General features: G+C 63.3%; 25 protein-coding genes. 8 read left to right on the top strand and 17 right to left on the bottom strand.

Annotated elements, in window-relative coordinates; genetic code table 11:
• Positions 1–90: 90 nt before the first annotated feature.
• The 3 genes from JMF82_RS01905 to JMF82_RS01895 all read right to left on the bottom strand — a co-directional run bounded on the left by JMF82_RS01905 (position 91) and on the right by JMF82_RS01895 (position 6,015).
• Positions 91–1,296, bottom strand: coding sequence for a VCBS repeat-containing protein (locus tag JMF82_RS01905; RefSeq protein WP_201312848.1), 1,206 nt, complete (start codon positions 1,294–1,296; stop codon positions 91–93).
• A gap of 281 nt (positions 1,297–1,577) precedes the next feature.
• The gene (locus tag JMF82_RS01900) at positions 1,578–2,555 is read right to left on the bottom strand and encodes a hypothetical protein (protein WP_201312847.1); all 978 of its coding nucleotides are present in this window, start codon (positions 2,553–2,555) and stop codon (positions 1,578–1,580) included.
• Positions 2,556–2,769: 214 nt separating this feature from the next.
• Complete coding sequence (locus JMF82_RS01895) at positions 2,770–6,015, bottom strand: protease pro-enzyme activation domain-containing protein (protein WP_201312846.1); 3,246 nt, start codon at positions 6,013–6,015, stop codon at positions 2,770–2,772.
• 268 nt (positions 6,016–6,283) lie between these two features.
• On the opposite strand from JMF82_RS01895, the gene JMF82_RS01890 reads away from it, so the two are divergent.
• Positions 6,284–7,702 (top strand): ATP-binding protein, encoded by a 1,419-nt coding sequence (locus JMF82_RS01890; protein ID WP_201312845.1) that lies wholly within the window; start codon positions 6,284–6,286, stop codon positions 7,700–7,702.
• 22 nt (positions 7,703–7,724) lie between these two features.
• Here the strand turns inward: JMF82_RS01890 and JMF82_RS01885 are convergent, their stop codons facing one another.
• On the bottom strand, positions 7,725–8,435 hold the full coding sequence (locus tag JMF82_RS01885; protein ID WP_236585252.1) for a response regulator transcription factor: 711 nt from the start codon (positions 8,433–8,435) through the stop codon (positions 7,725–7,727).
• Positions 8,436–8,935: 500 nt separating this feature from the next.
• Between JMF82_RS01885 and JMF82_RS01880 the strand changes: the two genes are divergently transcribed.
• Positions 8,936–10,612: a PQQ-dependent sugar dehydrogenase gene (locus JMF82_RS01880; RefSeq protein WP_201312844.1), complete on the top strand. Its 1,677-nt coding sequence runs from the start codon at positions 8,936–8,938 to the stop codon at positions 10,610–10,612.
• Between the two features lie 121 nt (positions 10,613–10,733).
• Here the strand turns inward: JMF82_RS01880 and JMF82_RS01875 are convergent, their stop codons facing one another.
• Both JMF82_RS01875 and JMF82_RS01870 read right to left on the bottom strand, forming a co-directional pair.
• Positions 10,734–11,204 (bottom strand): RidA family protein, encoded by a 471-nt coding sequence (locus JMF82_RS01875; protein ID WP_201312843.1) that lies wholly within the window; start codon positions 11,202–11,204, stop codon positions 10,734–10,736.
• A gap of 125 nt (positions 11,205–11,329) precedes the next feature.
• Entirely contained in the window at positions 11,330–12,241 is a 912-nt protein-coding gene (locus JMF82_RS01870) for an AraC family transcriptional regulator (protein ID WP_236585251.1), read from the bottom strand.
• 150 nt (positions 12,242–12,391) lie between these two features.
• Between JMF82_RS01870 and JMF82_RS01865 the strand changes: the two genes are divergently transcribed.
• On the top strand, positions 12,392–13,225 hold the full coding sequence (locus JMF82_RS01865) for an oxidoreductase (RefSeq protein WP_201312841.1): 834 nt from the start codon (positions 12,392–12,394) through the stop codon (positions 13,223–13,225).
• Positions 13,226–13,295: 70 nt separating this feature from the next.
• Here JMF82_RS01865 and JMF82_RS01860 read toward each other — a convergent pair whose 3' ends face one another.
• Positions 13,296–13,874 (bottom strand): TetR/AcrR family transcriptional regulator, encoded by a 579-nt coding sequence (locus JMF82_RS01860; RefSeq protein WP_236585250.1) that lies wholly within the window; start codon positions 13,872–13,874, stop codon positions 13,296–13,298.
• Between the two features lie 114 nt (positions 13,875–13,988).
• On the opposite strand from JMF82_RS01860, the gene JMF82_RS01855 reads away from it, so the two are divergent.
• Positions 13,989–14,534 (top strand): hypothetical protein, encoded by a 546-nt coding sequence (locus JMF82_RS01855; RefSeq protein WP_201312839.1) that lies wholly within the window; start codon positions 13,989–13,991, stop codon positions 14,532–14,534.
• Positions 14,535–14,756: 222 nt separating this feature from the next.
• On the opposite strand, the gene JMF82_RS01850 is transcribed toward JMF82_RS01855, so the two are convergent.
• The 8 genes from JMF82_RS01850 to JMF82_RS01815 form a co-directional block, all read right to left on the bottom strand.
• Positions 14,757–15,107: a hypothetical protein gene (locus tag JMF82_RS01850; protein WP_236585249.1), complete on the bottom strand. Its 351-nt coding sequence runs from the start codon at positions 15,105–15,107 to the stop codon at positions 14,757–14,759.
• Positions 15,108–15,682: 575 nt separating this feature from the next.
• Complete coding sequence (locus JMF82_RS01845; RefSeq protein WP_201312837.1) at positions 15,683–16,300, bottom strand: hypothetical protein; 618 nt, start codon at positions 16,298–16,300, stop codon at positions 15,683–15,685.
• Between the two features lie 108 nt (positions 16,301–16,408).
• Positions 16,409–16,675, bottom strand: coding sequence for a helix-turn-helix domain-containing protein (locus JMF82_RS01840; RefSeq protein WP_201312836.1), 267 nt, complete (start codon positions 16,673–16,675; stop codon positions 16,409–16,411).
• Positions 16,676–16,876: 201 nt separating this feature from the next.
• A complete protein-coding gene (locus tag JMF82_RS01835; protein ID WP_201312835.1) occupies positions 16,877–17,191 on the bottom strand; it encodes a hypothetical protein in 315 nt (104 codons plus the stop codon).
• A 227-nt stretch (positions 17,192–17,418) separates the two neighbouring features.
• Positions 17,419–17,685 carry a hypothetical protein gene (locus JMF82_RS01830; RefSeq protein ID WP_201312834.1) on the bottom strand — a complete coding sequence of 89 codons (267 nt, stop codon included), beginning with the start codon at positions 17,683–17,685 and terminating at the stop codon, positions 17,419–17,421.
• Between the two features lie 192 nt (positions 17,686–17,877).
• Positions 17,878–18,189: a HigA family addiction module antitoxin gene (locus JMF82_RS01825; protein ID WP_201312833.1), complete on the bottom strand. Its 312-nt coding sequence runs from the start codon at positions 18,187–18,189 to the stop codon at positions 17,878–17,880.
• A gap of 687 nt (positions 18,190–18,876) precedes the next feature.
• A complete protein-coding gene (locus JMF82_RS01820) occupies positions 18,877–19,638 on the bottom strand; it encodes an ABC transporter permease (RefSeq protein WP_201312832.1) in 762 nt (253 codons plus the stop codon).
• Positions 19,635–20,582 (bottom strand): ABC transporter ATP-binding protein, encoded by a 948-nt coding sequence (locus JMF82_RS01815; protein WP_201312831.1) that lies wholly within the window; start codon positions 20,580–20,582, stop codon positions 19,635–19,637. Before JMF82_RS01815 ends, JMF82_RS01820 begins: the two co-directional genes overlap by 4 nt.
• 347 nt (positions 20,583–20,929) lie before the next feature.
• Between JMF82_RS01815 and frmR the strand changes: the two genes are divergently transcribed.
• Positions 20,930–21,205 (top strand): formaldehyde-responsive transcriptional repressor FrmR, encoded by a 276-nt coding sequence (frmR, locus tag JMF82_RS01810; RefSeq protein WP_201312830.1) that lies wholly within the window; start codon positions 20,930–20,932, stop codon positions 21,203–21,205.
• A gap of 55 nt (positions 21,206–21,260) precedes the next feature.
• Positions 21,261–22,370 carry an S-(hydroxymethyl)glutathione dehydrogenase/class III alcohol dehydrogenase gene (locus JMF82_RS01805; protein ID WP_201312829.1) on the top strand — a complete coding sequence of 370 codons (1,110 nt, stop codon included), beginning with the start codon at positions 21,261–21,263 and terminating at the stop codon, positions 22,368–22,370.
• Positions 22,371–22,619: 249 nt separating this feature from the next.
• Here JMF82_RS01805 and JMF82_RS01800 read toward each other — a convergent pair whose 3' ends face one another.
• Both JMF82_RS01800 and JMF82_RS01795 read right to left on the bottom strand, forming a co-directional pair.
• Complete coding sequence (locus JMF82_RS01800) at positions 22,620–23,495, bottom strand: hypothetical protein (RefSeq protein ID WP_201312828.1); 876 nt, start codon at positions 23,493–23,495, stop codon at positions 22,620–22,622.
• A 165-nt stretch (positions 23,496–23,660) separates the two neighbouring features.
• The gene (locus JMF82_RS01795; protein ID WP_201312926.1) at positions 23,661–24,911 is read right to left on the bottom strand and encodes a S8 family serine peptidase; all 1,251 of its coding nucleotides are present in this window, start codon (positions 24,909–24,911) and stop codon (positions 23,661–23,663) included.
• A gap of 120 nt (positions 24,912–25,031) precedes the next feature.
• On the opposite strand from JMF82_RS01795, the gene JMF82_RS01790 reads away from it, so the two are divergent.
• Together JMF82_RS01790 and JMF82_RS01785 are read left to right on the top strand one after the other, a co-directional pair.
• The gene (locus JMF82_RS01790) at positions 25,032–25,523 is read left to right on the top strand and encodes an RNA polymerase sigma factor (RefSeq protein ID WP_201312827.1); all 492 of its coding nucleotides are present in this window, start codon (positions 25,032–25,034) and stop codon (positions 25,521–25,523) included.
• On the top strand, positions 25,520–26,278 hold the full coding sequence (locus JMF82_RS01785; protein ID WP_201312826.1) for a hypothetical protein: 759 nt from the start codon (positions 25,520–25,522) through the stop codon (positions 26,276–26,278). Before JMF82_RS01790 ends, JMF82_RS01785 begins: the two co-directional genes overlap by 4 nt.
• Positions 26,279–26,309 lie beyond the last annotated feature (31 nt).

Below are 26,309 nucleotides of genomic sequence, written 5' to 3'. Positions count from 1 at the left end.
CATGGCCTTCTCTGGGACGCTTTGTGCACTCAATGCCCACGGGGCACAGAGGTGCCCCGGTCGGTACCAGGCGTTACCGAGATGACGCCACTACCAATTTGCCGGATTGGCAGCTCCATTGGCCGGCGCGCCGACGATCCACCACCCGATCGGATAAACCCAATTGTCGTAGTTGGTCCAGATGGGTGCGTTGCCCGAAAAAGCGAGATCTGAGCCAGGCAGGCCGCCAGTCGAGATCGTATGGGTGGACTGCTGGATCATGTATAGACCGGTGGCGTTGACGCTATTGCCCTGGATGACGTAGCCACCCGAACCTAAAGGAGACGCGCCGCCGTCCCAGTTCAACCCGCCCTGAAAATCCGTCTGATTGCCTCGGGCATCAAAGATGCGGGAAAAGATGGCGCCCCACGCTAGACCGCCCGGCGAACTGGTATTGGCCTGGTAATACTCGATGCCTATGCCGTTGCCCATGTAACCGCCACCCAAGGCCCAGACATAGGCCATGCTTCCCACGTAGTTGCTGAGGTTATAGGAGACGAATCCGGTCGGTTTGCTGTCCCATATGTAGAGATCGTTGGCGACGCTGGTCCACAGGATGCTCAGGCGATTGGACGGCTGGTAATACCCAATGCCGACGGGATAGTAGCCACAGGCGATATCGATGATCTTGTAGCCGGTGCGCGCTGCCCCCTGCATGGTCCAGTAGGCAAACTTGCACTCCGACGGGTCGAGCCACAACAGGTCGTCATAGCCGTCGCCGTCGATATCGCCCGCGCCGACGAGTTGCCATTGACTGGGATAGGTGCCTATTTCGGTCGCTTGCCAATGGCCGTGTTGATCATTGGTCCAGAGCCAAAGATCACGGTTGGCGCTGGTGAATACGAGGTCAGCGTAACCATCGTTGTTGAAGTCCCCTACGGCGCCAACAAAATAACCGGGGGTCACCGGATACGAAGCCAACCCGGTGCGAGTCACGCCACCACCTGAGAACGGCACGCCCGCGGTCGTGGCGTTCATGGTCCAGTAGCCAGCCTGACTGAGAATAGGGTTGAACCACAGCAGGTCAGACGTGCCATCGCCGTTGAAGTCGCCCGGGACATAGTTGCTCCCCGGCTTCGGAGTCGACACTTGCAAGGCTGGCAGGGTGCCGAAGGAAACTGCTGGTGACGTTACGGTAGCGGATGCGGCCGCCATTTCAGCCACTGGTTGGTTTGAAGCGGCCGCGCCATATGACCAAGACGCGGCAAGCAGAAACGACAAAGCAATGCCGCCGAAGCGGCCATACTGTTTGATCATGATTCCCCCTGTTGACCTGGCCACAAGGCCAAGTACTTCCCCTCATTAGCTTAAGTCAATTCCGGTACGTTGAAAGCTCGTCCTTGCGATTGTTCGTTATCGGGGCTGATGCAGTAAATGCCGCAGAGCCCCATATTCCAGATCGTGCCCATTGGTCTCGCCCATAGGACTGGAAAAGGCTGCTTCGGATCGGAAACGAGTTTCAGAATGATCCATTCGACTGGCTTGGAAGCCCAGGCGTGCTTTTTGCCGTGTCCAGCCAGATGGCCAGCACGGCGTCTTTATTGCGCGGACGCAGTCCCGATCGTGTGTGTCGGGCGACACTGGCCGATGTCGCAGTCAATCGCCACTGCATAGGAACCACACTGGGCCGCAAAGGTGGTCCGTCCGGTCGCTTGCACTTGGCCGCAACCGATCTGACTGGCCGCCTTCTGCGCCAACGAAAGAATGTCGGGGTTTGCCGATGCAAGAGCGATAGGTGCGACGGGACCACCGCCAGCCGGCGCGCTTGCTTGAGTCGTCGCCGGCGATTGTGCGAAGTACTGGGCGGCATGCCCGCCAAGCACGCTAGCAAAGGCCAGATCGGCCTTCTTTATCGCCGCCACCAGACCGGCCCTCTCGGCTTCGGTCTTTGGCTTGAAGCCGACCGGCTTCGCCGGCGAATAGACCGAGTGAATCTTGACAGGCCTCCCATCTACGGTGGCCTCAATTTCGACCACGACGGGCGGGACATTACTCGTGGCTTCATCAGCCGCGTACCAGCCACCATGAATCTCGCCCGGCGCGCATGACTCTCCGTCCTTGGTCGATCCCGCTAAAGCATTGGATATCAGTCCGCCGAGGATGCCGCCACCCAAAGCGCTCGTATACGCCCTGGCCTTGAGGTGACGCTTCCCGTTCTCGTAGGCGGCATAGTGGCTGACTATGATTTGATGACCACTCCATGGATCACCAGGCAACGATGCCAGGTCGTCATGAAGAAACGCCAGATAGGTCCTTCCCGCATCGGCCTCTTCAATCGTAGAGATGCCAACATCGCAGCTACCCATCCATTTCGAATGTACCGAGCCCAGCCTGTCAGTGGCTGGCCGGTGGTCGACAATCACCGGACCGTCCTCCGACGCCGATTGTGCAGCCGCTGCTGCTTGGCCGCCTTCGACTACGGGATCCGTCGCGCAACCGGCCAGCAGACCGATGCAAACGATTGATGCGACGAGGCACCGCTGCACGTCCCCCGACGTGCAAACGACACGTTCCATAGTGTTCCCCTGTAACTCCAGACTGGAGCGGGGTAAGCCTATGCAAAGGCGACGCGCAGCGATAGTGGTGCGCCACAGGTAAAAGCATCGGCCAAAAGTAGGATACCTGCGCAAACAGCAAGAACTTTCGATTCAAGTCGCCGGTTCGCGCGCCCGCGGCAGAAAAAAAGAGGTGGACGGTTGCCCGCCCACCTCGACATGCGATTCCCTGGCGTCAATGCGTCTTGCTGTGTGCAATCGAGGCGTTCAAGGTCATAGGCTGCATCGCGGCCTGCGTAACTCCCTGCAGGCGATTTTTCTGCACCACATAGCCTGCAGGAATGGCATAGAGCGTCCCATTTCCGTCAGACACGTGCTGCGAAACGAAACCCGTACCAGTGCCCTGCCATACGTAGGCATCGCCACTCGAGTTCGTCCATAGCAGATCGGCCAGTCCGTCACCATCGAAGTCCTCGATGCTGGCGATGGAATAGCCCGGCGCCACGCTGCGAACCTGCATGGAGAGAACAGTGGTGCCGTTCATCACCCACCAGCCGACTTGGTTGGTCGAGGTGTTGGTCCAGATCAAGTCAGTCTTGCCACTGCCGGTGACTTCGCCTGCACCCTCAAGCGTCCACCCGGCGGGGTACGTGCCGCCGTAGCTCTTGGTGAAATTGCCCTGGCCGTCATTGATCCAGTAGTAGATGTCGTTGGCCGGGCCAGTCCAGACGATATCGAGATAGCCATCGCCATTGAGGTCGGCCAAACGCGGGGTATACCCCGTAGCCGCCGCGACGGTGCCGCCAATCACGCGGTCACAGCCCATGTTGAACAGCTGGCCAAAGTGGATCGTGCCGGTGCAGTTGATGGTCCAGTAGCCGAGCTGCCCGGTGCTGTCGTTGCGCCACACTTCCTTGGAGATCCCGGAGCCGTCGACCACGCCCGAACCCACGAGCGTCCAGCCAGCCGGATACGCAAAGCGAAAATTGACCCAGCCGTAGCTGTAGATAGCCAGATTGGTGGTGTGGTCGACCGGGTTGTCGCTCTCCATCACGGTCTGGCCGGCCAGCACGCCACTGAACAAGTCGGTCGGAATCGCCTTCACTTGGTCGTTGGGCTCGAACATGGAATCCCATGGATTGATGTCGAGCACCGTACCGCCGTTCATGTGCAGCATGATCGCGCTGCCGTCCTTCTGGCTGATCATCAACAAGCTACTGTGGCCGTCGAGGATCGAGTTCAGGCCCACACCCTGGTTGCCGCTGCCGAGCATGCCGAACAGGTCCCACGTGCGCGGAATGCTCTTGCCACGTGCTTCCTGTGCTGCGATAGCGTTGGCGAGGTTGGTCACGTTGATCGAGCCCAGGCCAGTTGCATAGTCATAGCCCTTGCCGGCACTCCAAGCGGTCGCCAACGACTTGGTGCCACCATCGCTCACCACGCCAAACGCGTTGCCATGCGTCACGTAACAGTCGCCCGTGCCGGCAAAGCACGGCACGTCGATGTCGCCCGTCACCACGTCATGGAAGATGCAGCCCGCGCTGGTATCCGTGCCGCTGCAGCCCGAAGCCGGCGAGGCCGACGTACCATATTGCTTGCGGGCCAGGCCATACAGCGTTGGACCGATGTTGCCGTGATTGGCGTTCGACGCCTGATTGACCAGTGCCTGGATGCCCGCCATCGCCGGTGCGGCAAACGAAGTACCACCTGCACTGTTGTAGATCGCGTCGGTCGGGTTGATGTAGTTGCACGGCGTGCCGCCCTCCGACGCATCGGACATGCAGAAGATCAACGCATGACCGTAGATGCCGTTCGCGGCAAACAGCGAGACGTCCGGTGTAGCGCGCGTCAGGGCCTGCGACAGACCGGCGATACCGGTCTGCCAGGTTGGCTGTGACCATGCGTAGCTCGGGCCGCCGCCACCACCACCGGTATCCAGGAAGTTTTCGCCCTTGTCGCCGTTGCACGAGGCCAGTGGATCGGCATAGCCAAGGATCGCGTAAAGCTGGCTGCTTGCGCAGGAGCTGTTCCACGTCTGCTCCGGGATGTAGCTGAGTGCGCTGGCACCGAGGTTGCCATTCGCAGGCTGCCAGTACTTGCCACTTTGCCTGAAGTCGTTGAAGTCCGTGCCGCCCACCGAGATGTTGTAGGGCGTGCTTCCCAGGCCATTGACGGCTATGCCGAAGCTCGCCGCCGACTCGTTCTGATCGCAGGCCGCCGCGCCGGCATCGCCGGATGAGACGAATACCGTTGTGCCCTCGGCGGCGGCCTGCGCCCATATGGACGCGACCAGGTCAAGGTCGCCAACCGCTGCGCTGACCAGTTCGCACTCGCCATAGCTGAGGCTCATTATGGCTGGCGGCGTATCCTGCGCTAGCAGATTCTGCGCAGCAAGGAATGGACCAAAGTCCGCACCTGTATCGGCGCACGCGGCCAGCATCACGTTCGCATCGGGAGCGGCGGCGCCGGCCCACTCCGCGTCGAGCGCAGCCTCGCCCTCATCGCCGTTGGTACCAGGATCAGCGCAACTGGTATCGCCAGTGAATGCCGCCGGGTGCACCTGCGCGAACACTCCCGCCGCATTGGTCGGCAGGAAGGTCTGCCGGAATGTAGCGACGTCAGCGTCCTGCACATCGGTGCGCTCAAGCACCGCCACCGTCTGGCCCGCACCGCGGACCGGCGTGTCTTGGCCCCACAACGGGTTGACGTTGTAAATGACGTTGAAGTCGGCCGGCACGAGGTCGTAGTAGACATCGTTGTTGAATAGGAAGTTGAAGTCCGATGACTTGTTACCCGCAGAGACCCAACGTCCCTTGCCGTCGCGCTTGACGGACTGGACATTCTTGACCAGCGGCTTGGGGAAGAAGTCCGTCAGCGACGCCACGCCCGCCACCACAGAGGTCAGCGCGGCAGGCAGTTTCTGTTCGGTGGCGTTGGCGAAGTGCGTCTTTCCGGCCAAGCTGTAACGGCGCATTGAGGTACCGAATGCGCGCTGCACGGCACCGACCGAACCGGTAAAACGAATGCGCATGCGGTCCGGCGATACGTTCTTCACGCCCAGGCCCTGCGAGTTGAGCCACTTCGACACGGTGGCGACGTCTTCCTGATCCGGGCCATACAGCTCGCCCACCTGCTTGGCGGTAAGCCATTTATGGAAGTTCGGTGAGGCCGGATTGTTCAGCGAAGCTAGATAGGCATCGAACTGCTTTTGTTGCTCGACACTGCGTTTGAGTACCAGCGTCATGGACGGGATCGCTTCCGTCTGCCCCATTCTGCCCAGGTCCTGGCTCTTGGCGACCTTCAGCGGCACCGTTCCACGAAGTGTGGTGGTCTGGCGCAGGTCGATCTTCGACCCATCGAGAAGGGGCTTGCTGGTCGTCGAACCAGCGCCCCCGGTAGTGGCGCAGGCGTCGGTTGCTACGCCTCCCGCAAGCAGCAGCAAGCTGCCGACAAGCCATAGCTTGCATGTGTTGACTGACATACTCCCCCTCCACACAGTGCTTTGATTTACTTGAAATTGTCCGCCCAAGGCAGGTGCTCACCGGACTTTGGCACCCCATGCCAAGTGCCGGCGAACGCTCTCGAGACTAGCTTTACTTTCTGGCTACAGTCACACACGCTCAGTTGGCCGATTTCTCACCGAATTCTCACCATCGACGGACCGACCGATCGCTCGGTGGCGCCCGAAGCGGATAGGCAGCCATTCCTAGTCCACGAATATTCCGTGGCCAGTTCACGAGGGGCAGAGCATGTTTTCGCGGATCCGATCCTGGCTAATCGATACGCCCATCGACGACCCGGTCGACCACCGGAATGCGGGCTTCATGCAACTGCTGTTGGTTTTCGAAGGCCTGCGGATCCCCGCAACGAAGATCTATCTCTCTTCGTTGCAGTGGGCCTACATGCAGGAACACTTCTATGCCAAGGCACGCGTCGGCGCACCTGTGGCGATCGCCATCGACATGGCGACCGACTTGGCCATGACGCTCTCGGCGTGGCTTGGCTTCTATCTCATCAGGCGCGGACGGTTTCGCCCGGCAGTATCCCAGTATGTGGCCACCATGCTGTGTTCCGGGGCGCTGGCCTATGCCGCGTTCGGCTACCACGCCACCGACGGCAACCTCACGCTCATCATGATTCTCGCCTTGAGCGGAATGATGCTCGGGCGCAAGGCGCTGTGGATCACCTACACGGCGGAAGTGGCCATCCTCATCATGAGCATCGATCCGCTGAAGGTGCAGAACTCACTGCACCTTCCATCGCTGCTGCTCGGCATCTACAACGTGCTTCCCATGCGGGCAATCACCAGCTACCTGCTCATCGCCATCATCGTGGACCGAAGCATCAACGCGCTGCGCCAGAGCCTGACTGAGTCGGAGAAGCGGCGCCAACAGCTCTCACAGGAAATTGCCGAGCGCGAACGCACGCAGGAGCAGCTTCTGCACGCGCAGAAGATGGATGCCGTCGGCAAACTCGCCAGCGGTGTCGCGCACGATGTAAACAATGTATTCGACATCATTCTTGGTTTCGCCACCGAACGCGACCGTATCCCTTCCGACGACCAACCGGTCGATGACAACCTCCAGGCCATTGCGGATGCGTTGGAAGGCATCGAATTGGCTGCACGTCGGGGCACCGCCGTCTGCCATAAGCTGCTCAACTTCAGTCGCAGCGATCTCACGTACATGGAGGTATTCGACGTGGTCGCCGCGCTGGGCGATCTGCGGCCCCTTATCCAGCAATCGCTGTCCTCCAGTTGCCGCCTTCAGATGCAGCTGCCGAGGGACGCATGGCACATCAGGTTCGACCGCAGCCAGTTTGAGCTGGCGATCATCAACCTAGTCACCAACGCGCGCGACGCGATGCCCGATGGTGGTGAATGCACGCTCACCGTGCAGGCACGGGGTGGCGAGCTGGCACTGTCCGTAAGAGACACTGGAACAGGCATGTCCGAAGCCATCAAGGCGCGCATCTTCGAGCCCTTCTTCACCACCAAGCCAGCGGGACGGGGTACGGGGCTGGGATTGAGCGTGGTGCACGAGCTGGTGATGCGCGCCGGCGGGCGCACGATGGTTGACAGTGCTCCCGGCAAGGGAACCAGCGTCCAGCTGATAGTCCCCATGGCCACCCCAGCCGCACAGACGTCTATTGAGATCGCGACGGCTTGATCCATCGCTGACCGGCAACGGATCAGACTTCGAGCACGTAGCCTGCACCGTGCACCGCGTTGAGCGGCAACGGTTCGCCCAATGTGGACAGGACTTTGCGACGCAGCCGGTGGATCAGCGAATCCAATCGGTGCGGGTCAAACGCGAGAACGTCCTCGGTAAGCGCGCCGATCAACGCTTCACGCGACATCACTTCGTTCGCGTGCTGCATCATCGCCTCGAGCAGTCGCCTCTCCGTCTTGCTAAGCATCACGCGGGCCCCCGAGGGGGACAACAAAAACCACTCGTCGGGACTCAGGCTCCACTTCCCCCTCGAAACCGCCTGCGTTGGCCTGAGCCGACGGGCAACGCTGTAGAGCGTGGCCACCAGCACATCGATCTCGACGGGCTTGGCCAGGTAGGCGTCAGCGCCTTCGAACAGACCACGTACCCGGTCAACATTATCTGCACGTCCGGTCAAGATGACGATGCCCGCGTCCGGCAGTTCGGCGCGAAGCGATCGCGCCACCTGGAAGCCATCGCTGTCGGGCAGGCCAATATCAAGCATGAAGATATCGGGTGCGCTGCTCTTGATCACCTCGCCCAATTCTGCCGCGCGCGCGATGGCAACCACGTCGAAACCGTACTGAGAGAGCTTCGGCACCAGCACCCGATCCCGCAACAAGTCATCATCTTCCAGAAGAACCAAGCGCAAAGGCGACGCAGGCCTTGCTGGTTCTTGGCTCAACGTCATCACAAGAGGCCTCGGCTCGACTCCGGGCACCAGTTCGTGCCCTCCCGTCGAGCTTGCCTTCAGACACTGCTGAAATCCAGCGGAATCGCACTCGATGAAATTTAGGACCTGATGCCTGGATGGCGACGCCTGGCGGAGACACCTTCGACGGCGCGGGGCGTTGCCGGCGCATCCAGCGGGCGCACCGAACGGCTCACTGCCACGAACCGCATGGCCTGCGACGTCGATCCCCGCGCACGGGCCGCCCATGACCTGCATGCGGCGAGTGCCGCATGGATCTTCAAGCGGATACCGCGGCTGCATCGCCCATCCCGGGACATCGATGGCAGCCGGGCATCATCGCGAAGGCGCGTCGATGGATGCAAGTGACAAATATGTCATCCGCGACATATGCCACAGGCACGTGCGTTGGGTCATGCTTGGGGCTTGCCGCGCTGTCCGGACGTCCGTCTGGACCGGCACCCGCCACATGACAGTGCCTCCGCCCCCCGAGGAACGATATGAACGGCTCAAGGCCCGCCCCCAAGTCCCGTCGCGCCGGCATGCAGGTGGCGCTCGTATCGCTGCTTTGCATGGTTTCACTGCATGCGCTGGCCCAGCAGGATCTGGAGCGCTTCCGCCATGCGCCCGCCTCCACGGATAAGACGCAAAACCCCTACGCAGGCAAGGCCGGCGCCGCCGACGACGGCAAGGTGCTGTACGGAAGCTATTGCGCGAGCTGCCATGGGGCGACCGCGCAGGGCAACGGCAACGTGCCGCCGCTTGCGAGCACCACGGTGAAGAACGCTCCGCCCGGCGCGTTGTTCTGGTTCATCACGCGCGGAGACGTGGCCAACGGCATGCCGGCGTGGGATTCGCTGAGCGAAGAGCAGCGCTGGAAGATCGTGACCTACCTCGATTCCCTGCAGCCAGGCACGGCTGCCGCGAGCGCGCCCACGGCCGTGGCCTCGATGACGCCTGGCCACTGGCCCGCGCCCACGCCGCCGTTCACCGATTTCCGCTACGAATCGCCGGGCACCAGCCGCAAGATCACCCTGGCGGACCTGCCCAAACCCTACGCCACCAAGTCCGCCGGCAACGGGCCGCAACTGGTGGCGCGCCCGGCCGATGTGTGGCCCAAGGCACCGCCGGGTTTCAAGGTGGAATTGTTTGCCACCGGGCTGGACAACCCTCGCCTGCTGCGTACCGCGCCCAATGGCGACGTGTTCGTGGCCGAGACCAGGGCGGGCCGCATCACGATGTTCCGCGGCATCACTGCCGATGGTCATCCGAAGGAAACGCACGTCTACGCCAGCGGCCTCAACAAGCCCTTCGGCATCGCGTTCTATCCCGCCACGCATCCGCAGTGGATCTACGTGGGCGACACGGACGCCGTCGTGCGCTTTGCCTACAAGGAAGGCGACGTGCAGGCATCCGGCAAGCCAGAGCACCTGGCCGACCTGCCGCACAGCGAGGGAGGTCACTCCACCCGTGATATCGCCTTCTCGCCGGAGGGCGCGCGCATGTATGTCTCCGTGGGATCGAAATCCAACGTGGATGATCCGGACACCACGCCCGAGGAAAAGAACCGCGCGGACATCCTCGTGTTCAAGCCCGATGGCTCGGACATGCGTGTCTTCGCCAGCGGTATCCGCAACGCGGTCGGGCTCGCGGTCGACCCGAAGAGCGGCGAGCTGTGGTGCTCGGTGAACGAACGCGACGGGCTGGGCGACAACCTGGTACCGGACTACATCACCCACGTCCAGGATGGCGGCTTCTACGGCTGGCCGTGGTGGTACATGGGCAACCACCAGGACCCGCGCCATGTCGGCAAGCACCCGGAACTCGGCGGCAAGGCCATCGTGCCCGACGTGCTGCTCCATCCGCACAACGCGTCACTGCAGCTCACCTTCTATGACGGCGCGCAATTTCCCGAGGCATACCGCGGCGACATCTTCGCGGCGGAGCACGGCTCATGGAACCGGTCCGCGCGCGTCGGTTACGAGGTGATCCGCGTGCCGCGGCACGGCACTCCGCGCGCCAGCGGCGAATACGAGGACTTCCTCACCGGCTTCGTGTTGCCCAGCGGTCAGGCATGGGGCCGTCCCGTCGGCATCACCACGGCCAGTGACGGTTCGCTGCTCGTCAGCGACGACGGTTCCAACGTGATATGGCGGGTACGCTACGGCGGCGGCTGAGTGGGCGATCGCCACCACGGATATGACTCAACCTCCGCGCGAGCCCGACATTTCAGGCGATACCTGACGCGGAGGCTGAGGACCGTGTGGCGCGGAGCGAGTGGGCGGCCCTCGTCGTGGATCAGCGGGAGGCGGCTGGCGTCGTGACGTAGCCGATGCACTCCACCTCGAGTGCGGCTCCCAGGGCCAGGCCCGTCACGCCAAAGGCGCTGCGCGCAGGGAATTTACCGGCCTGGAAATAGCCGCGGTAGATCGTGTTGAAGGCGTCCCAGTTCTTCATGTCGGCCAGCATGACCGTGCACTTGGCGATATCCTTCGAGCCCATCCCCGCGAGCTTGGCCGCAGACATGATGTTGTCCATCACGAGGCGCGCCTGGGTTTCGAAGTCCTTGCCAAGGCCTGAAGCGTCGGCACCGATCTGCCCTGAAAGATAGACGGTGTTGCCGGCACGCACGGCCGGCGAGAAGGGATATTTGTCCTCGCCCGTCACGTAGTGAGTGACGCCCTCTTGTGCCGGCGCGGCGTGCACATCAAGCGCACCCGTTGCGGCCATGGCGGCAACGGCCAACAGTCGAACGACAGCAGCGGTCATGGAAATATCTCCTGGTGAAGGGGCACGACATCAGGCGTCGTGTCAACGGCGCGCCAATATCCGGTGGGAAGCAGACAGTCGCGGCAAGGCCACCTGATCCACGCCCGGGCACCATGCCGCGTTTCTCAATGAGATGAAACGAAATCCGACGCCGCTTGCGCGGGCGGTATCGCGAAATCATTCCGCATGCGCTTCACCTCCGCAACCGGCGGCCGCCCGAAGAGGCGCTTGAACTCCCGATTGAACTGCGATGCGCTCGCGTACCCCACGGCGTAACCGGCGGCTTCTGCGGTCATCCCCTGGCGCACCATCAAAAGGCGGGCCTGGTGCAGTCGCGTCGATTTCAGGTACTGCATGGGCGACGTCCGGGTTACCGCCCTGAAATGGCTGTGAAACGAGGGCACGCTCATGTCGGCTTGCTTGGCCAATTGCGCCAGCGTGATCGGCTGGGCATAAGCGACATGGATATGGCGAAGCGCCCTTCCTATCTTGCCGAACTGCCCTTGCATGGCCAGCGCCGAGCGCAGCGCGGCGCCCTGTGCGCCGGTGAGCACCCGGAAATAGAGTTCGCGCAGGAGACCCGGCCCGAGAATGGCCGCGTCCAATGGCTGGCTCATCGCCTGCAGGAATCGCAGGACGGACGCCCGCAAAGCCGGGTCCATGGGGCTGGACATCATGCTCAGCGGCGCGTCCTGGGCAACAGGCGATGGATGCCGGGTGATCTCGATCAGCAAGTCGGCCGCCATCTGAAAATCCAGATGCATATAGATGGCCAACAGCGGATGGTCGGCGGTGCCGTCGGATTCCATGGTGAACGGAACGGGCACGGCGACCGCCAGGTAATGCTGCTCGTCGTAAACATAAATCTGGTCACCGAAGTATCCGCGCTTGCGTCCCTGGCACACGATCACGATGCCGGGGTCGTACAAGACCGGCGTGCGGGACAGGGCCCGGTCCGAGCGCAGGATGCGCACGCCGGGCAATGCCGTGAGGTTGTATCCCTCCTGCGGCGCCAGCCGTCGGGCAAGGTCCGCCATGCGCCGACCGTCACCGGCCGGTTCAAGACCCTTTGCGGAAGCGCGGCGATTCATAGGAATAGGCAATCAATAGAGATTATCCGGTCTAAAAGATGAACCCATTGATGGCTATTGTGCAACCCATATTCACCAACCACGGGAGCCATCGCCATGCCGACAACCAAGACTCTGCTGGTGACCGGGGTCAGTAGCGGCTTCGGCAGGGCCCTCGCCCAGGAGGCCCTCGCGGTGGGGCACCGAGTCGTTGGAACCGTACGCAACGAGCAAGCGCGTCGCGAGTTCGAAGCACTTGCCATCGGCGATGCCGTGGCGCGCATTCTCGATGTCACCCACTTCGACGCGATCGACGGCGTGGTTGCCGACATCGAGAAAACCGTGGGCCCGGTGGATGTGCTGGTCAACAACGCCGGCTACGGCCACGAAGGCATTCTGGAAGAGTCACCGTTGGCGGAGATGCGGCGACAGTTCGATGTGAACGTGTTTGGCGCCGTGGCCATGATGAAGGCGGTGTTGCCCTACATGCGAGCTCGCCGCCGCGGACACATCCTCAACATCACCTCGATGGGCGGCCATATCACCTTGCCCGGCATTGCCTACTACTGCGGCAGCAAGTTCGCGCTGGAAGGCATTTCGGAATCCGTCGGCAAGGAAGTGAAGCCACTCGGCATCGCAGTAACGGCGGTAGCCCCCGGCTCGTTCTGCACCGACTGGGCAGGACGCTCGATGGTTCGCACGCCGCGCTCCCTTCCCGATTACGACGCGCTGTTCGATCCCATCCGCGAGGCCCGCCGGCAGAAGAGCGGAAGGCAGCTTGGGGACCCCGCCAAGGCGGCGCAGGCCATGCTCGCCGTGATCGCCAGTGATTCACCGCCGAGCCACCTGTTGCTCGGAAGCGACGCGATCGACCTGGTCCGGCAGAAATGGGCATCGCTCGCCGGGGAGATCGACCAGTGGGAGGGTGTCACGCGCTCGACGGATGGATGATGCGACAGGCCCCACCGCCATCGAGCGACAGAACGATGCTCATCCCGGGTGGCGGCAGGTTGCGCCGGTGCTATCGCTCGCCCGAAGGCGCAAGCCGTTTCAGTGCGCTCGCCACGATGTCGCTGAAGACCTTGGCATCGCCGTAGGCCCTTGCCGCCAACATGGCTCCGTACACCATGGCCATGAATGCCTCCGCCTCCTGTCGAGCCGACCCCTGCAACTGGAACCGTCCCAGTTGCGCGCCCCGGGTCATCACGACCTCCAACCAGTTGGACAAGTCGCGAAAGTGCGCGCGCACTTCTTGGGCCAGGTCCGCCGGCAGCGTCGGCAATTCGCTGGCGAGCATGCCCGCCACGCAGAACGGCGCGGAGGCATCGGCGATGCATTTTTCCCAATACCCCGTGTACATGCGCAGCTGCTCATCGGGATCAAAGGCGCGATCGTCGAGCATGCGTGTCTGCTCGATGATCACCGCGCGGGATTGCTCCACCACCGCCTTCGCCAGGTCGGCCTTGGCCGGGAAATGGTGATGGATGCTCGCCTTGCGCACCTGCACCTCTTCGGCGACATCGGCATAGCTGAAGCCGTTGTATCCGCGGGTCTGGATCAGGTGGCGCGCCGAATCAATGAGTTTCTGCTGGGTAGTCATCGCACCCATTCTACCACTAGGTAGGTCATGGCAGGCCCTGGCCAGGCATGATGCCCTCTTGACTAAATTGCCTACCTACTAGTAGGTTTACAATACTTCGCTACGGATACCCCCATGAACTCGCTACGAAACTTCTATTTCCTCCGCGCCGGCGTCGCCTTCGCCTGGGTTGCACTGGCCTTCCTCGCGGCTTCGGCCCCGGCACTCGTGGTGGGCGCGCTGCTCGTGATCTATCCCGCCTGGGACGCGCTCGCCAATGTGGTCGACGCAAAGCGAAGCGGAGGGCTTCAGGCCAACCCCGGGCAGAAGTTCAATGCGCTCACCAGCATCGTCACCGCGGCATGCATGGCTGTGGCCTTTGCCTTGCGCGGCAATGCCGGCGGCGTGCTGGTATTCGGCGCCTGGGCGCTTTTCGCAGGCCTGTTCCAGCTCGCCGTGGGGATTCGGCGCCGCAAGCTCGGCGGCCAGGTCTTCATGATGATCAGCGGCGCGCAGTCGGCCCTGGCGGGAGTCATCTTCGCCGCCAAGTCTTTCGGGGCGGCACCCACCATCGCCGAACTCGCGCCCTACGCCGCCTTCGGCGGCTTCTACTTCCTGCTGTCCGCGCTTTGGCTGACGTTCAAGCCCGCCCGCACCGAAGTGGGCATGGCTGCCGACTGACCGTCGCCTTCCTGCCACCATATCCATCGGCCTGGGCGGCATCGAGCGCCCCCTGCCGATGGTTGTGCGATCCCTTCCGAACAGCCGGCAAGAAGGCCCGCATGCCCGGGAGCGCGGTCATGGGGCGGGAGCGGACCTGGGCGACAGGTTCGACTTCCGGGTCAAAGCGCCCTTCTCGGAACATCTGTTTCGAGAACCAGCTGTTCGAGCAGGGCTTCGGCTCTACTTGTCTTCCGAGATCGTCAGGCCACCCAGGCTCACGCCGAGCTCGATGCCCTGGCCCGCGCCCGACAGCGCAAGGGAGACCTCGCCCTTGGTGAGCACCTGCGCCGTGCCGGACTTCACGGCACCCGCGCTGGCGTCCGCCTGTGCGTAAGTACCCAGCACATCACTTATCTTGGTGATATCGCTGAAATTGCCGATGCCATCGTCAATGCGCGATTTGCCAGCCGTGAGCCCGCCACCATGGCTATCGAGCTTGACCTTCATGGTTTGCCCGTTCTTGCAGGTAACCACGCCTTTACCACTCATGTGCTTGTAGATCACGGACCAGCCCGACAGGCTGAATCGCATGGTGCATTCCAAGTTCGCGGCACTGACGACCTGGGAAAGGGTCAGCGCACATAGCACCATGGACGTCTGGACGAAGCGTCGACCTTTCATAGGATGACTCCATGACTGGCGATGGAAGTTCCGGCTATCGATCGTATGCGGCGGCGGCGGCACATCGTCCCGCAAAGGCGCGCTGCAGCAAACCGTAGTTTTACGGAGAACCCGGCTTGCCGATCAGTTCATGCTGCAATGGGTCGGAGAGCTCGGGTCGGGTCGAAAACCGGCCTTACGAGGTCGCGGACCGGGTCGAGCCCCTATCGGAAGCCGACATCGCCAAGACGTCGCGCAATCACCTATTTCGTCCGATCCGAAGCATGGCAACGCCGACGACCGCCAGCGTCAACCCTATGCCAAGGTGGCAACCACATAAATGGCAATCGGTATCAGGAAAACCAGAGCGACGGCAATGATCACTAGATTGTCCGTCATGGATTGAAGTCCTCCCTTTGAAAACCTGCCGGTGGAACGCCCTTCCGGACACCTGCACCAATCCTCGATCAAGCGCCTGGAGTCGGAGCCTCCATCCGCGAGGCCAACTAATCAATGGTATGCACATGACGCCATTGACCATGATTGAGGAAGTAAACGTCCGCTCCGGCTTCAATCTTTCCGAAATAGAACCCTTCGTGTGCGCTGGCAATTCTCTCGACTGCACCGGGTTCTGGTTGGAATGGATACGCTTCCGTGTGCGTGTATGTGCCCGAAGGTGCAGTATCGACAAAGAGGTCAGTGACCGGTTCGGTCCATGACCCAAGGTCGGCTACTTTGAAGCCGGCGGCCCCATTGAGCGCGACCACCAAGCGAAAGTCCTTCGCTGTTTTGGCAGGAAGCAGCAACACCAGGTCGGGGCGTCCATCTCCATCGAAATCGGCTCGCGAAATCAACAGGCAGGCATTGCCCTTGCTTTCGGCGTAGCGGCGAGATGCTTCCCGCGAATCCGTGGCCAATGGAAGTCTCGTATCCGGAAAGCGCTGCGCCAGTACCCGCCTGAGGTTGCCGGGAACCAATTCAACGCAGGGATCCGCGGTGGTCGCATGCGCTACGCCCAGCGCAGACAGCGCAATGAATAGCGAATACATGGTTGCCCTTGGTCCGGGTACGTTTCGTTTGAGCCAGCCGGCAATCTCGTCCGGCGCCCATTGTTGCCGGAGCATAGCGGCTACCAGGCGCGCCAGAGTCCGGTGCTGAGCAAGCTTGCAGCGCTTGGGGCGGCGGGCGCGATCCCATGCGCATTGATCGGCGAGGCTGGCCCGATAGCGCTCTCATCTGTCATTGCGTCGAATCTCTCGACTTATCGTCGATAGCGCCCGGCTCAGTTGAGCCGCCACTGAGCGAATCGATTGACTGGCTATCAGCGCTCTGGAAATCTCCTCGCGCTTGGCCAGTTTCAGTGCGCGATCCGCCCGATGGCGTACCGCGGGCCGGATACCACCGATCTCGGCCAGAATCCTGCGCACGGTGGAATAGTGCGGATCAAAGAGCTGGGCAATCTTGTGAAGTGACTCGCCACGTTGCCAACGGTCCACCATCAGCCCGGTCTGGGTGTCGGTGTAATGAATCGGAGGTTGTTGGGACTTCTTGCAACACTCCTACTGCTCACGCAGCCCTTTGTGTGTTGCAACGACCGTCTGGATCCGCAGTCGAAAGCAGACCATACCGGCTCGCCAAGCAGCCGACCTCACAGGTGGGGCTGAAGCGATCTCCAGCCCCACCCGATGGGTCCAGCGGGTTCAATGTCCAAGCGGCAATACCGTGAACCGGTTGCACAGGAAGGTGGCGCCGGAGGCGTCCTTGGTCTTGGCGTAGGTCTTGTCGCGAACGGTGACCACTTCGCCCTGGACACAACGCTGGTTCTCGTGGAGCAGGTCGGCGAAGCTGCCTGGACGGGGCGGCGTGTCGCCTTCGGCTCGCTTTTCTTCGCCATAGCCGAGCCAATAGCTGGGCCAGTCGGCGGGTGCGGTGGTTGGGCTGGCGCCGGACTTGCCGGCCTGGTAGCCCAGGTCGTAGCTGGTGTGATCGATGGGTTTGAACTCGAGTGAGTCCACGGGCAACGCGTTCTTTTGAGGGTCCGGGTTTCTGTCGGGACGCACGCTCGAACTGTAGCTTCGTTGCACGATGAAACCCACGACGATGAGTAGCCCAACCGTTGCCAATACCATGCCTTTCGATTGCATAGAGCCCTACCCCCTGTGTTGGAAGACTGTTTTGGAATCGACGAACCTGTCACTGCCTAAGCCAAGCCTTTCTCCGCCGCTGAGGGCGGGCCTTGCATCTACATCCAGGAGACGTCGACGACGTCCACTTCCATCCCGTTGATCAAGGCCATCTCGTTGATGGCCCCGGCGTGGATGACCGCGTCGGAACGGGAGGTTCGATGGCCTTGCGCGATGTCCGGCCCATGCCGTGTCGCGAGGTCGATGGCTTGCGAGAGCGCGGCGCCTGCGTCGCAGGCTGCGACGGCGCCGTAGAGTTCGAAGTCGGCGATGCCTTCGGCACGCAGGAAACCCTGCCCGACGGCCAAGCCTGACCAAAGCCCCATATTTCCCCCTTTTCCCTGCGACCGCCTGCCAGGAAGGCAGGTGACGCATGGAGTCCCCGGCGCGCAGTATGGCAACTCTGCGAACCGCAAGGGAATACCGACCCGTGCGGACGGCCATCTAGCCGTCCGCACGGATCGTTCCGGCCAGCCCGGCCCTGGGGCAAGCCGACCCGGCGGAGGCAAGGTCGAGCGTCAGCCCAACCGTCGACGTCCCTCTCGTCGACAACCTGCTACCGCTAGGTCATAACGCGCCTGCAGCACCAACCAATAGGCGGGCGTGGGATCCAGCACGCTGTACAGGCGCATGGCGAATTCGGCGTTGATGCGCCGTTCTCCCTTGGCGATCTCCCGCAGCGAGGACACGGAAATACCAGTGCGCCGCGCCAGCCAGGGCAGCGTCATGGTGCGGGGCCGGAGGTGATCGTTCAGCAGCACGTCGCCGGGGCTGCGTAATGGGTACGAGAGGTCGAAGTCCATCAGTGGATCGAGTTTGATAAGGCACATGGGGGCTTCCATTCCTGTCAGGCACGGCCCGGCAACGGAGCTAGCCCTACAGGCTTCCGTGTCGGCGCATGCCGGTTACCGATGTAGGCGATCGCTATGTTGCAGCGCAACGCACCGCAGGCAGGGGCGCTGTCGGAACGATCACCCGATGGGGGAAGTGCTCACTTCGAGCCCGCTATCAAGCCCTTCGGCACAACGAGCAGGCAAATGCGTGGCCGATGGCGCGTGTCGGGGTACGCTGACGCGCGCGGGCAGAGTCGCCCGGCCCGCTGGATATGAGCTCCCCGGAACGGGAAGCAAGGGTGGTGCTGGGAAAAATGAACGGGCGCATGCGTCCCGTATGATCGCGGATAGCCATGCTCAACTCTGGGGTAGTTGTTGATGGTCAGCGGGCCGCTTGAGGTGCTAGCTCACTCGGCCCGCGCTTCTCGACCTTGCCGTCGAGGCCACTCGCGACATCCTTGGCGATCCCGCGAGTAACCTCGAAACCGTAGCAAGTGCATGCCATCACGCCTGTCGGCGTTGCCCTCGCCTGACCATCAGCATGCGGCGTACCCGCGTAGGGGCGAACATCCCCCCCCCGCTGCACCTGTCTCCCGACAGTGAATGCGAAGAGACGTGTCGCCTTCAAGCGAAACGCCATCGTCGCCGTTGCGCGTGACGATTCACTCCGGTACGCCGTGTTCATCACGAGCGTAGCTTGTACCCCGTGCGGAAGATCCAGCCGATGGCCACGGCGCACAGCACGAGAAACGCCAGGGTCATGCCCGCGCTCAATACCACGTTGACGTCGGAATGCCCGTAGAAGCTCCAGCGAAAACCGCTGATCAGGTACACCACGGGGTTGAACAAGGCCACCTTCTGCCAGAACGGCGGAAGCATCCCGATCGAATAGAAGGCGCCACCGAGGAACGTCAGCGGCGTGACCACCATCAGCGGGATCACTTGCAGCTTCTGGAAGTCGTCGGCCCAGAGACCGATGATGAAACCGAACGAACTGAAGGTGACGGCGGTGAGCAGCAGGAAGGCCATCATCCACAGCGGATGCATGATGCTGTACGGCACGAAGAAGCGCGCCGTGGCGAGGATCAACAAGCCAAGCATCACCGATTTGGTGGCCGCCGCCCCGACATAGCCCAGCACCGCCTCGAACGGCGACACCGGCGCGGAGAGCAGTTCGTAGATGGTGCCCGACCACTTGGGCAGGTAAATGCCGAACGAGGCATTGGAAATGCTTTCGTTGAGCAGCGACAGCATGATCAGGCCGGGGATGATGAAGGCACCGTAGCTGGTGCCGCCGATCTCGCCCATGCGCGAGCCGATGGCGGTACCGAATACGATGAAATACAGCGAGGTCGACAGCACCGGCGACACGATGCTCTGCGTCAGCGTGCGGAAGGTGCGGGCCATTTCGAAACGGTAGATGGCGCGAACGGCGGGCAGGTTCATCGTGCACCCCGCACCAGGCTGACGAAGATGTCTTCGAGCGAGCTTTCCAATGTGTGCAGGTCCTTGAAGTCCACGCCTCGATCTCCCAGCTTGCGCAGCAAGACGGCAATGCCGGTGTCGTCGCCCTGCGCATCGAATGTATAGGTCAGCGTCGTACCGTCCTCGGACAGCTCCAGCGCGTAGTCGCCCAATCCCTCGGGCAAGGCCTGCATGGGCGTCTGCAGGCTGATGGACAGCTGCTTCTTGCCCAGCTTGCGCATCAGCACGTGCTTGTCTTCCACGAGGATCAACTCGCCGCGGTTGATCACGCCCACGCGGTCGGCCATTTCCTCGGCCTCTTCGATGTAGTGCGTGGTCAGGATGACGGTGACGCCGGTTTCGCGCAGTTTGCGCACCATCTCCCACATGTCGTGGCGCAGTTCCACGTCCACGCCGGCGGTGGGTTCGTCCAGGAACAGGATGCTCGGTTCGTGCGCCAGCGCCTTGGCGATCAGCACGCGACGCTTCATGCCGCCGGACAGCGTCATGATCTTCGCGTCTTTCTTCTCCCACAGCGAAAGATCGCGCAGCACCTTTTCGATGTGCTGGTCGTTGCGGGTGCGCCCGAACAGGCCGCGACTGAACCTGACCGAGGCCCACACCGTTTCGAAGGCGTCGGTGGACAGCTCCTGCGGAACCAGGCCGATCTTCGAGCGCGTGAGGCGATAGTCGCGCAACACGTCGTGGCCATCGGCGCTTACTTCGCCGGCGCTTGGCTTGACGATGCCGCAGATGATGCTGATCAGCGTGGTCTTGCCGGCACCATTGGGGCCGAGTAGCGCGAAGATCTCGCCTTGCCGGATGTCGAGGTCGATCGGCTTCAATGCCTGAAAGCCGCTCTTGTAGGTCTTGCTGACGCCTCGAATGGATACTGCGTGTGGCGTCGTCGTGGCCTGTTCGCTCATTGCATTCCTTGGTCTGGCGTGTGACGCAGCCCGGGGAGTCTACGCCAGGGACTGTCCCGGCTGACACCGCGTGATGGCTGCTTGATCAACCGCTCTTCGCGAGCGCCGCATCGTGGCGGCGTTGTGCGCATGCGTTCCCGTGTATCGAAGACCATGAACCAGCGTCCGTGAGTTCGACATGCCCGCATCGGATCGCAAACGCATGCGGCCCCCAAGACCATGGAGGCAAGGCTCGCGGCATTCAACCGGGCCCGCCGGACAGATGGTTCGAGCGGACGAGGAGCTACTTGTCATACTGGGAGGGGGTATATAGGATACCCCCGGCTAGTATTCTGGGGACTCTGCCCATGCCTCATACCGCCGAAGAGAAGAAGCGCGTCCTGACGCGCGTTCGACGCGTTCGCGGCCAGTTGGATGCGCTCGAACTGGCGCTGGAGAACGGCGCCGAATGCGGACCCATCCTGCAGCAGATCGCGGCCGTGCGCGGCGCGATCAACGGCCTGATGGCCGGCGTGCTCGAAAGCCACCTGAGGGAAGAGTTTGCCCATGTGGCGCAGGCCAACGGCAAACCCGACCCATCCATCGACGAGGTGATATCCCTCGTGCGCTCCTATCTCCGTTAACCCTCCCCGATGGCCGCGTCGGCGGCCGTCCGATTCACTCGCCCAGGACATCGCCATGAAATCACGCGCAGCTGTTGCCTTCGAAGCGGGCAAGCCCCTGCAAATCGTCACCATCGACGTGGAGCCGCCCCGCAAGGGCGAGGTGCTGGTGAAAATCACCCACACCGGCGTCTGCCACACCGATGCGTTCACGCTCTCGGGCGATGATCCGGAAGGCATCTTCCCCGCCGTGCTCGGCCATGAAGGCGCCGGCATCGTGGTGGAAGTAGGCGAAGGCGTGACCAGCGTGAAGCCCGGCGACCATGTCATCCCGCTGTATACCGCCGAGTGCGGCGAATGCCTGTTCTGCAAGAGCGGCAAGACCAACCTGTGCGTCGCCGTGCGCGCCACCCAGGGCAAGGGCCTGATGCCGGACGGCACCACGCGCTTCAGCTACAACGGCCAGCCGATCTATCACTACATGGGCTGCTCCACGTTCAGCGAATACACCGTGGTGGCCGAAGTCTCGCTCGCCAAGATCAACCCGGATGCCAACCCCGAACACGTCTGCCTGCTGGGCTGTGGCGTCACCACCGGCCTTGGCGCCGTGAAGAACACCGCCAAGGTGCAGGAAGGCGACAGCGTGGCGGTATTTGGGCTGGGCGGCATCGGGCTGGCCGTGATCCAGGGTGCCAAGCTCGCCAAGGCCGGCCGCATCATCGCGATCGACACCAACCCGGGCAAGTTCGACCTGGCGCGCTCGTTCGGCGCGACCGACGTCGTGAACCCCAAGGACTACGACAAGCCGATCCAGCAAGTCATCGTGGAGATGACCGGCTGGGGCGTGGACCACAGTTTCGAATGCATCGGCAACGTCAACGTGATGCGCGCCGCGCTGGAATGCGCGCATCGCGGCTGGGGCCAGTCGATCATCATCGGCGTGGCCGGCGCGGGCCAGGAAATTTCCACCCGCCCCTTCCAGCTCGTGACGGGCCGTCGCTGGATGGGCACCGCGTTCGGTGGCGTGAAGGGCCGCTCGCAGCTGCCCGGCATGGTGGAAGATTCCATGGCCGGCACGATCCAGCTGGCGCCGTTCGTGACGCATACCAAGCCGCTCACGGACATCAACGAGGCGTTCGACCTGATGCATGAGGGCAAGTCGATCCGCACGGTGGTGCATTTCTAAAAGCGCGAGCAAGTACGCCATCATGGCGGGCGGGCACCGCGATGAGGTACGGAAGCGTGATGACATGCCCGCTTCCGGCCCTGCTCCGCCAGTGAGTGAACGGCGGGCGCAGCATCATTGATGATGCCGCGCCCGCCAGCGTTACGACCTCAACGACGGTTGGGCTCCGATGCCCGGTGCGTGCCATGGTCATGCGCACGCCATCGGTCGCCTGGAACATCCGTCAACAGCTTCGCGCGAATGAAAGCCTCAGTGCTGTCCCGCATTCGCGGTGGCGCTTGCATTGCCATCGACCTGCGCCGAGCCGGACGCCCCGTGAGCCACCTGCCCCGAGCCGTCGGCGTGGGCGCCGATATCCGCATGGTCGTTGGCGTTGGCGTCGGCCGAAGCGTTTCGTCCTTGGACACCCTGGTCGGCATTTGCGCTGCCGCCGATAGCGCCTGCCATGTTGCCCAAGCGGCCCGCGCTATCGCCTGAGGCTTGGGACGACTGCGCCACTGCAGACTGCTGCAATGCCTGCCTGCTTGCGCTCGCCGAAGCCGCCTGCACTGCATGACTCGTGGCCGTTTGCTCGATGGCATGGCCGCCGGCATCAGCCGCACCACCCGCCAGCGCCGCAACGTTGCTGGACGCATTCTGCGCGCGACCCACCGCGCCACTGGCGTCGCGTTTGGCCGTCGATACGTCTGAGTCGGCGCGGTCGAGCGCCTGCCCTGCGGCATTCGCCGCGGACTGACGTACGCCGGAAGCGTCCACGCTGCCAGCCGCCGTCGCAGCGGCTTCACCCGCACCATCGAGTGCGGCGTGCGTACCATGACCATTCGCGCCGGCGAGGCCCGCCGCGGCACCACCGGCCGCCTGCCCGTTCACCGAACCGGCTGTCTTGGCTACGGCACCGGTCGCCGACCCGCCGGCCGCCTCCGCCCGCTGTCGCAAAGGCGCGGCACGTCGCTCGATATCACGCTGGCCGATAGGGGGCATGCCTGCGTTGCCCATGCCCCGCATGGAACCACCGACCTGGCCGCCCACGGAACCGATGGCGGATTGGCCTCGACCGGCAAGTCCGCCGCCGATGCCGCCGCCAAGAACCTGGGCGTGGGCCGTTGCGACGGTGACCAGGGCCACGGCACCTGCGCGCAGAGCGAAAGAGAGCGTCGTGTTGTTGCGGAGCGTGTTTCGCATGGGTGGGTCTCCTGCCTGGGGCGAATGCCCGGCTTGCAGGAGTCCTCTACGTTGGCGATCAGCGGATCCTTCCGCGCCGACGCGGTTGTCGTTGGTCCGCATTCAGCTTCAAGGCGACAGCACGCCGTAGCCACAGCGTGGGTCATGGCCGGAGGCATCGAGCGCATGCGCTTCGCCGATCAGGTGTTGCAGTACCTGCGCAGCAACCTCCGGACCCGGCGTTTCCATCAGGTGCGCTGCCTTGCGCGCCACGATGGGCGCGGCAAACGAAGTACCACGCAGCGTGTTGCGTCCGGTGCCGACCACGCCGGATGCGCAGAAGGAAACCTGATCGCCACTGGCAGACTCCGGCAGGACGCGGCCGTGCGCATCGACGCCACCGACACCCATCACGCCCGGATACGCCGCCGGAAACAGCGGTGGCGCCGCGGGGCCGTCGTTGCCTGCCGCACTCACCAGCACCTGGCCGCGCGCGAGCATGGCCTGCACGGCATGCGCGAGTATCGGATTGTCAGGACCGACCAGGCTGATGTTGATCACCGGCACGTGCTCGCGCGCCATCCAGGCCAGTGCCTCCACCAGTTGCGATGTGGCACCTCCCACGGTGTCTCCACACCACAGATCGGCGGCGAACAACGTATCTTGATCGCCATCGACCAGCCGTGCGGCGACGGCCGTGCCGTGTCGCGAAGGCTTTGGCGTCGTGCACCCGTGCTGCTCGACCTGCGCATGCGCCAGCGCGGGATCGGCCATATCGACACCGCCGTCGATGAGCCCCACGCGCTTCGCCGGCCCCGAAGAGGCGACGTCCGGGGACGATGATTCCGCGGCCGCTTCGGTCATGCCGGCCGGCAGATAGAGGTGCTGATAGGCAAAGGTCGCCGCAGGCGCCGCCTGCCTCAGTACACGCATGGATGCTTCCGCACGGCGGTTGCGGCTATCGCGAAGCACGACAAAGCCCAGCTCGGGCATCGCATCCATCGATACTTCGCGCTCTTTGCTGAAGCCCTGCGCCAATACCGCGTCAAGTGCCGCCCCTGAAAGATTCATGGCCAGAAATTCGCCACGCAGGATCGGTGCGCCTTGGGGGTCGACGTCCACGCGCCTGCCTTCCTTGCGCAGCAGCGCATCGACCTGCACCGATCGCGTGAGCGCCACTGATCGTTGCAGCACGTTGTCGATGCCTTGCAGGTTGGCGCCCGGCCATGCCGTCGGCAGGCGGGTGTTGATGGGCGCCGGCAAACCCGTTATCCGCTGCGCGGGGCCGAGTACTTGCGCATGCATCGGTGCAACGGCAGCCATGGCCAACGCGATGGACAGCCCCTGCAGGGACCAGCGGTAAGTACGGCGCAACGGCATCGCCACGGGCCTCCAGGGCAACGGGGCCGGATGCTAGCATGCCCCTGCTTTATCCCCTTGAACCGCGTTGGAACGCCCATGGAAGGAATCCACCCTTCCAGGCGTAACGAAAGGTGATGTGTGAATTCGAGCGACGCCATGCGCGAAGGCCTGATTGCGTTGTTGCCACGCCTGCGACGCCTCGCCCGGGCGTTGGCGGGGCAAGTGGCCGACGCCGATGACCTGGTGCAGGTCGTATTGGAGCGGGCACTGGCGCGCGCCGAACAATGGCGGCCGGATGCGGCGCTGGACAAGTGGGTATTCGCGATCGCGCGCAATGCCTGGCGCGACGAACTGCGCGCACGCCACCGTTCACAGGCGCTGTTCGCACCCGAGGAAGCCGGCGACGCGGTGGCCGACAGCAACAGCGCGCCATCCGTGCAGAAGCTCGCACTTGCAAACGCGCTGGCGGCACTGCCGCCCGATCACCGGGAAGTGGTGGCGCTGGTGCTGGTCGAAGGCATGTCCTACAGCGAAGCCGCCCATGTGCTCGAGGTACCGGTAGGCACGGTCACCAGCCGCCTGGCACGAGCCCGTACCGCCCTGCAGGCCCATCTTGGGACAGAAGCATGAATCCGATCGATGACGACATCCTGCAGGCCTACGTGGACGGCGAACTGGACGCCGCCACCGCGGCACAGATCCACGCCGCGCTCGCGCACGATGCAACGCTCGCCGAGCGCGTGCGGCGCGCACGCGACCTGCGCACGCAACTACGGGGCATGTTCGATCCCGTGCTGGAAGAACCTGTACCCGAGCACCTGTCCGCATTGCTTCGGCCGGCCCCATCGAAAGCGACGGACCCGGTGGTATCGCGAGCCGCACCGGCGAGCAAAGACACATCGGGCAACGCTCGCCGCCATGCGGCCCGTCGCCGATGGGTGCCAGGAACCGCTCTGGCGGCATCGGTCGTGCTGGCCGCCTTGTCCGCGTGGTGGTGGCGCCCCGGTGAGGTGCTGACGCGTACGCAGCATGGCCAGACTTATGCGGCAGGCACCCTCGCCCATACACTCGACCAGGCATTGGCGAGCGAACCGGATGCGCGCGCGCCCATCGCCATCGGCCTGAGTTTCCGAGGCGCGGACGGGCACGTCTGCCGCACCTTCGTCGTGCGCACGCCACCATCGCGCGCCGGGCTGGCATGCCATGGTGATTCGGGCTGGGCGTTGGCCGTGCTTGGTCCGACGACACCGTCCGAGGGTGGAGAACTGCGGCAGGCGGCCAGCGCGCTGACGCCCGAAGTACAGGCCGCCGTCGACGCGCGCCTCAGCGGCAGTGTCTTCGATGCAGCGCAGGAGCGGGCGGCGCGCTCAGCCGGCTGGCGTTAGCGAACGATGCCTTGATACCGGAAGCCTGCCA

The organism is Dyella sp. EPa41 (genome assembly GCF_016586165.1).
Taxonomy (GTDB): Bacteria; Pseudomonadota; Gammaproteobacteria; order Xanthomonadales; family Rhodanobacteraceae; genus Dyella.
Note: the sequence above shows the minus strand (reverse complement) of the source record. Positions and strands in the feature narration are given on the sequence as shown.

Bases quoted from the DNA above. Each gene is read 5' to 3' on its own strand.
- JMF82_RS01840 (WP_201312836.1), bottom strand. From the start codon at position 16,675: ATGGTGGACCGTTGGCAACGTGGCGAGTCACTTCACAAGATTGCCCAG.
- JMF82_RS01895 (WP_201312846.1), bottom strand. From the start codon at position 6,015: ATGTCAGTCAACACATGCAAGCTATGGCTTGTCGGCAGCTTGCTGCTG.
- JMF82_RS01885 (WP_236585252.1), bottom strand. From the start codon at position 8,435: ATGACGTTGAGCCAAGAACCAGCAAGGCCTGCGTCGCCTTTGCGCTTG.
- JMF82_RS01905 (WP_201312848.1), bottom strand. From the start codon at position 1,296: ATGATCAAACAGTATGGCCGCTTCGGCGGCATTGCTTTGTCGTTTCTG.
- JMF82_RS01830 (WP_201312834.1), bottom strand. From the start codon at position 17,685: ATGGGGCTTTGGTCAGGCTTGGCCGTCGGGCAGGGTTTCCTGCGTGCC.
- JMF82_RS01850 (WP_236585249.1), bottom strand. From the start codon at position 15,107: ATGCGATTCAGCCTGTCGGGCTGGTCCGTGATCTACAAGCACATGAGT.
- JMF82_RS01875 (WP_201312843.1), bottom strand. From the start codon at position 11,204: ATGACCGCTGCTGTCGTTCGACTGTTGGCCGTTGCCGCCATGGCCGCA.
- JMF82_RS01785 (WP_201312826.1), top strand. From the start codon at position 25,520: ATGAATCCGATCGATGACGACATCCTGCAGGCCTACGTGGACGGCGAA.
- JMF82_RS01865 (WP_201312841.1), top strand. From the start codon at position 12,392: ATGCCGACAACCAAGACTCTGCTGGTGACCGGGGTCAGTAGCGGCTTC.
- JMF82_RS01795 (WP_201312926.1), bottom strand. From the start codon at position 24,911: ATGCCGTTGCGCCGTACTTACCGCTGGTCCCTGCAGGGGCTGTCCATC.
- JMF82_RS01815 (WP_201312831.1), bottom strand. From the start codon at position 20,582: ATGAGCGAACAGGCCACGACGACGCCACACGCAGTATCCATTCGAGGC.
- JMF82_RS01805 (WP_201312829.1), top strand. From the start codon at position 21,261: ATGAAATCACGCGCAGCTGTTGCCTTCGAAGCGGGCAAGCCCCTGCAA.
- JMF82_RS01880 (WP_201312844.1), top strand. From the start codon at position 8,936: ATGAACGGCTCAAGGCCCGCCCCCAAGTCCCGTCGCGCCGGCATGCAG.
- JMF82_RS01820 (WP_201312832.1), bottom strand. From the start codon at position 19,638: ATGAACCTGCCCGCCGTTCGCGCCATCTACCGTTTCGAAATGGCCCGC.
- JMF82_RS01860 (WP_236585250.1), bottom strand. From the start codon at position 13,874: ATGACTACCCAGCAGAAACTCATTGATTCGGCGCGCCACCTGATCCAG.
- JMF82_RS01900 (WP_201312847.1), bottom strand. From the start codon at position 2,555: ATGGAACGTGTCGTTTGCACGTCGGGGGACGTGCAGCGGTGCCTCGTC.
- JMF82_RS01890 (WP_201312845.1), top strand. From the start codon at position 6,284: ATGTTTTCGCGGATCCGATCCTGGCTAATCGATACGCCCATCGACGAC.
- frmR (WP_201312830.1), top strand. From the start codon at position 20,930: ATGCCTCATACCGCCGAAGAGAAGAAGCGCGTCCTGACGCGCGTTCGA.
- JMF82_RS01845 (WP_201312837.1), bottom strand. From the start codon at position 16,300: ATGCTCCGGCAACAATGGGCGCCGGACGAGATTGCCGGCTGGCTCAAA.
- JMF82_RS01870 (WP_236585251.1), bottom strand. From the start codon at position 12,241: ATGGCGGACCTTGCCCGACGGCTGGCGCCGCAGGAGGGATACAACCTC.
- JMF82_RS01825 (WP_201312833.1), bottom strand. From the start codon at position 18,189: ATGTGCCTTATCAAACTCGATCCACTGATGGACTTCGACCTCTCGTAC.
- JMF82_RS01855 (WP_201312839.1), top strand. From the start codon at position 13,989: ATGAACTCGCTACGAAACTTCTATTTCCTCCGCGCCGGCGTCGCCTTC.